At 72.7% G+C, this 5,076-nt stretch carries 5 protein-coding genes and 1 pseudogene; 2 read left to right on the forward strand and 4 right to left on the reverse strand.

The window, feature by feature from the left end:
• Window positions 1-319: pseudogene (locus I5E_RS13900) on the forward strand (hypothetical protein); the annotation flags it as partial.
• Window positions 316-1,890, forward strand: coding sequence for a phenylacetate--CoA ligase family protein (locus I5E_RS13905; RefSeq protein ID WP_022907519.1), 1,575 nt, complete (start codon window positions 316-318; stop codon window positions 1,888-1,890). The pseudogene I5E_RS13900 and the gene I5E_RS13905, both read left to right, overlap by 4 nt.
• Before the next feature lie 6 nt (window positions 1,891-1,896).
• Here the strand turns inward: I5E_RS13905 and I5E_RS13910 are convergent, their stop codons facing one another.
• Genes I5E_RS13910 through I5E_RS22830 form a run of 4 tightly spaced genes read right to left on the reverse strand, consistent with a single transcriptional unit; the run spans window position 1,897 to window position 4,921 of the window.
• Window positions 1,897-2,460 (reverse strand): hypothetical protein, encoded by a 564-nt coding sequence (locus I5E_RS13910; RefSeq protein WP_022907520.1) that lies wholly within the window; start codon window positions 2,458-2,460, stop codon window positions 1,897-1,899.
• Window positions 2,454-3,434, reverse strand: coding sequence for an aldo/keto reductase (locus tag I5E_RS13915; RefSeq protein WP_022907521.1), 981 nt, complete (start codon window positions 3,432-3,434; stop codon window positions 2,454-2,456). Before I5E_RS13915 ends, I5E_RS13910 begins: the two co-directional genes overlap by 7 nt.
• A gap of 35 nt (window positions 3,435-3,469) precedes the next feature.
• Window positions 3,470-3,997, reverse strand: coding sequence for a hypothetical protein (locus I5E_RS13920; RefSeq protein ID WP_148286976.1), 528 nt, complete (start codon window positions 3,995-3,997; stop codon window positions 3,470-3,472).
• A 60-nt stretch (window positions 3,998-4,057) separates the two neighbouring features.
• Window positions 4,058-4,921 (reverse strand): hypothetical protein, encoded by an 864-nt coding sequence (locus tag I5E_RS22830; protein WP_022907523.1) that lies wholly within the window; start codon window positions 4,919-4,921, stop codon window positions 4,058-4,060.
• Window positions 4,922-5,076 lie beyond the last annotated feature (155 nt).

Here is a 5,076-nt window from a genome sequence, read left to right on the forward strand (position 1 = left end):
CGTGTACCTGTCGACGATGCGCGGCGTCCGGCAGCTCGGCTGGCTCGAGGGACCGTTCTCGTCGCCGGCCGAGTACGTCGAGGCCGGCCGGACGTTCATGCGGATCTGGCTCGAGCTGACGGCGCGGGGCGTCGCCCTGCACCCGTTCGGCACCGTGATCACGAACCCGCGGTCGCACGAGGCCTTCGTGGAACGGGCCGGTGTGGACGAGTCCGACGGCCGGATGGCGTGGATGCTCTTCCGGTTCGGCCACAGCGCCCCGCCGCCGTTGGCGCACCGCAGACCCGCATCGGCGATGACGGTCGGGGGTGCCCGGTGAAGCGCGCGGCGGTGTTCTCGGTGGTCTGGGTCGTCGAGACGGTCGTGGCGCGCTTCATGCCGCGCGTCGGCACGCACAAGCTCCTGCTCACGCCGGGCATCGAGCCGCTCCGCTGGACCCTCGGACGCTGGCGTGCCTGGCGGACGGCCGAGCGCGCTGCACGGCGGGTGCCCGCCTACGGGGCCTTCCTGGCGGAGGCGGGTCGCGCCTCCCGGCTGGACACGCGTGGCGGGATCGCCGCAGCGATCTCGGGACTGCCCGAGATGGACAAGGACTCCTACGTCAAGCGCTGGAGCATCCCCGAGCGCTGCGTCGACGGTCGGCTGCCCCGCCGCGGCGTGGTCGTCGACGAGTCGAGCGGGTCGAGCGGCACGCCCACCAGCTGGGTCCGCGGCCCCGACGAACGGCAGGCGACCCGGCAGCTGCTGCAGCTCGGGTTCTCGCGGACCGCGAAGGGTCTGCCGAAGCAGCCGTTCGTGCTCAACGCGTTCTCGCTCGGGGCGTGGGCCACGGGCATGAACGTGACGGCGTCGCTCACCGAGTCCTCGATGATCAAGTCGATCGGGCCGGACCGCGACAAGATCGTGCAGACGATGCGGGAGTTCGGCACCGACTTCACGTACGTCATCTGCAGCTACCCGCCGTTCCTCAAGGCGCTGTTCGAGGACGACCGGCTCGACTGGAGCGCGTACACGATCGTCGCGGCGTTCGGCGGCGAGGGCATCAGCGAGAACATGCGCGCGCACATCGAGCAGTACGCGCAGGCGGTGCTCGGGTCCTACGGTGCGAGCGACCTCGAGATCAACCTCGGCATCGAGACCCCGTTCTCCGTCGAACTGCGGCGGGCGATCGCGGCGTCACCGGAGCTGTCGGCGGCGCTGACGAAGCAGGGGGAGTACGGCGTCCTGCCGATGGTGTTCCAGTTCAACCCGTTCGGGTACCTCATCGAGACGAACGAGCGCGGCGAACTCGTCGTGACGATCGCCCGGTCCGAGAACATCAGCCCCCGGATCCGGTACAACATCCACGACCGTGGGCACGTCGTGCGGATGCCCGCGGTCCGCCGGACCCTGCGCGAGCACGGGTTCGACGCGCTCGCCGACTCCGCCCAGCTCGACCTGCCGCTGCTGTTCCACTACGGCCGGTCCGACCTGTCCGTCGACTACAACGGCGCGGTCGTCGCACCCGACGTCGTCCGCGACGTGGTCTACGGCGACCCGGCGCTGCTCGAGGCGGTCGAGAACCACCGGCTCATCAGCTACGAGGACGACCGCGGCGACCGGCAGCTGCACATCGCGTTCCAGCTCGCGTCCGGCGCGTCAGGATTCGACGCCGACGGTGCCCGCCCTGCCGTCGTCGCCGAACTGCGGCGGCTGAACAAGGACTTCTCGAACGCGATCCGGACCGCGCCGCCCGGGACCCTACCGACGGTGGCGTTCTACCCGTACCGCACCGGGCCCTTCCGCGAGGACGGTCGGAAGCTCAAGAACGAGTACGTGTGGCAGCTGCCGGCGGGGGCGGTGGACGAGTGGGACCTCGACCGGTCCTGGACCGCCCCGAAGGAGGCCTGACCGGGGTCAGCGGTACTGCGGTGGCCAGTCGAAGGGCTGCGGCAGGCGCGGCACCTCGCCGATCGTCGTGACGTCGAGCACGACCTCGCGGCGGTTCGTCAGGGCGATGGAGCGCGGATTGCCGAAGTACCGTCGGCCGTCGACCCACACGGTGAGCTCGCCGCGGAGCCCGCCGACGTGCGCGGGACCGAGCGAGACGCCCCACTCGTCGAAGAACTGCCCGAGCGTGAACGTCTGACGGACGGGCGACTCGACGTGCAGGATGCCCGAGGTGTCGTGCGTGTGCAGCTGCGCGGCGAACCGCCTGGCGTCCGAGTGCCCGACGTTCGCCGGCACCGTCACGGGCTCGTCGCCGTCGAGGATCGTCAGGTGGGTGTGGACGTGCTCGGCGAGTCGCTCGCCCCAGACGTTCCGCAGTCCGGCGTCGTCCGCGTGCTCGGCGAGGGTCGTCGGCGCGGGCCACGGGGGAGCGGACCGCGAGGTACCGTCCGCCGGGGTCGTCCCGCCCGCGATGAGCGCCAGGACCGTGAGGGCCGCGAGCGCCGCGCCGACGGCCGCCGGCCTCACCATCGGTCGTGCACGGCGGCGCGGAACCACTCGTCGTACAGTTCGCGGACGGTCTCGTCGAGGCCGGGCACCTCGGGGAGCGAGCCGGCGCCGGCGTTCGACCGGGCCTGCTCGGGGTTGCGCGCACCCGGGATCGCCGCGGTGACGCCGTCTTGGGCGATGACCCACGCGAGCGCGGCCTGCGGGACCGGGACGGCGTCCGGCAGCGACGCCGCGAAGACCTGCGCGGCACGCACGCCGTCCTCGAAGTCGACCCCGCTGAAGGTCTCGCCCTGGTCGAACGCCTCGCCGTGGCGGTTGTAGTTGCGGTGGTCGCCCTCGGCGAAGGACGTGTCCGCCGTGTACTTGCCGGACAGCAACCCCGATGCCAGCGGGACGCGCGCGAGGATGCCGACCCCTGCCTCCCGTGCGGCCGGGAGCACGCGGTCGAGCGGCTTCAGCCGGAACGCGTTGAGGATGATCTGGACGGTCGCGACGCCGGGACGGGCGATCGCGGTGAGGGCCTGGTCGGTGGTCTCGACGCTGACGCCGTAGGCGGCGATCGAGCCGTCGGCGACGAGCGCGTCGAGGGCGTCGTACACGGCGTCGTCGGCGTAGACCTCGGTCGGCGGGCAGTGCAGCTGGACGAGGTCGAGGGTGTCCTGCTGCAGGTTGCGGCGCGAGCGGTCGACCCACTCGCGGAAGTTGGCGGCGACGTAGTTGGACGGCACCTGTTCGGCGCGTCGGCCCATCTTCGTCGTGATGGTCAGCGGGACGTCGGGGTTCGCCGAGCGCCACGCGCCGATGAGCTGCTCGCTCCGGCCGTCGCCGTAGACGTCGGCCGTGTCGAACAGGGTGACGCCGGACTCGACGGAGGCGTCCATGACGGCGTTCGCGTCGGCGTCCGACACGGGACCCCAGTCACCGCCGAACTGCCAGGTGCCGAGGCCGACGACGGACGCGGTGCGGCCGGTACGGCCGAGGGTGCGACTCTGCATGACGGCGAGCGTACCCAGGCCGGGCCCGCGGGGGATCAGGTCGGCGTGGCGACCCCGCGCCGGAGCAGTCGCTTGGCGGCCCGCGCGCGGGGGATCACCCAGAGCGCGCTCCACGTGCCGAGGCCGATCCAGAGCAGGATCAGCATGGTCGTGATGACGGGTCCGTGCTGGTCGCGCATCGACCAGGTCATCAGGATCCAGATGGTCGACAGGACGATCTTCCCCCAGCCGGCGACCTCGCGCTCGGCCTGCGCCTGCACGAGTGGGATCCACTCGGCGGCCGGCACGGTCGACGGCACCTCGCCGTCGAGCACCCAGTTCCGGACGACGACGCTCCGCTCGTACCCGCCCTCGGCGCGCCACGAGCGGCGCTGCAGCACCACCGCGATGGTGGTGCCGACGGCGGCCGACGGGATGCCGAGGCCGACGAGCAGCGCAGGGGTCGGTTCCGTCCACGACGACGCCACGAGGACGACGAGCACGACGGCGAACGCGGCACCGGTCGCACCGGCACCGAGCAGCCGCAGGCGGCCGGCCTCGTCGAGGACTCCGACTCCGTTCACGGGGACGACGGTACCCGGCGACGACGGTGCGCTCACCGTGCGTCACCTGGGCGCTGCGTGTCAGCCCTGTGCGAGCAGCCAGCACATGCCGGCCGCGGCGAACGCCATCGCCCAGCTCACCAGGCTGCCGATGAGGAAGTACTCCGCCTGGTACCCGGTCGTCTCGCGGCGGATCTCCGGGAAGCGGACGATGCCCTTGGCGGCGATCAGGGCCGCGACGACGGGGAAGGCCCCGACCAGCGAGAAGCCGGCCAGCAGCAGGCGCTCGATCGGACCGATCATCCGGCCGCCCTTGAGCAGCGCGGTGCCGTCGTCGTCGCCGGCGCGCTCGCGCTCGGCTGCGGGGGCGTCTCGTCTGGGACGTCGTCCGAACAGCCGCCGGCCGCCGTCGTCCGCGACCGCCCGGCCGACGGTGTCGGGGGAGAGCCCGGGCGGCAGGGCCTGGCTGACGACCACGTTCGCCGAGTCGACCAGGAACAGCGCCGCACCGACGCCACCGACCATCGCGGCGAGCGGGACGGCGGCGACGAACCCCGGGGCGGACCCGCGCTGCCACTCGACGACGAACCCCGACGGATCGGCGGACGGGGTCGACAGCAGCAGCACCGCGAGGGCGACCGCGAGCAGGACCGACGGCCACGAACCCGAACGACGCCACCAGACCGGTCGTGGCGTGGCGGACGCCCGGGTGTCGGCGGGTCGCACGGGCGTCGTCGTGGCGATCCAGAGGGCGGCGAGCACGATCGCGATGGCCACCGACCCGAGCGTGAGCCCGAGGCCGAGCACGGCGACGACCGCCACACCGATCCACAGCAGCACGACCACGACCGTCGCCAGGACGCGGCGTGGTGCGGCGTCGGTGCCGGTCCGGGCGCGCACCACGTCGGCCGTCCCGATGAGGGCGAGCAGGATCCCGGCGAGCATCAGCGGCCCCCGTCCCCGAGGACCCGGAGGCCCTCGACCAGTGCGGCGACACCCGACTTCTGCACGGACTGCGACACGGCCGACGGGGTGATGCCCTCGTCGGCGGCGATCTGCGCCTGGGTCCGGCCCTGGACCAGTCCGAGGGCGTCCGCCGC

The organism is Curtobacterium sp. B18 (assembly GCF_000333375.1).
Lineage (GTDB): Bacteria > Actinomycetota > Actinomycetes > Actinomycetales > Microbacteriaceae > Curtobacterium.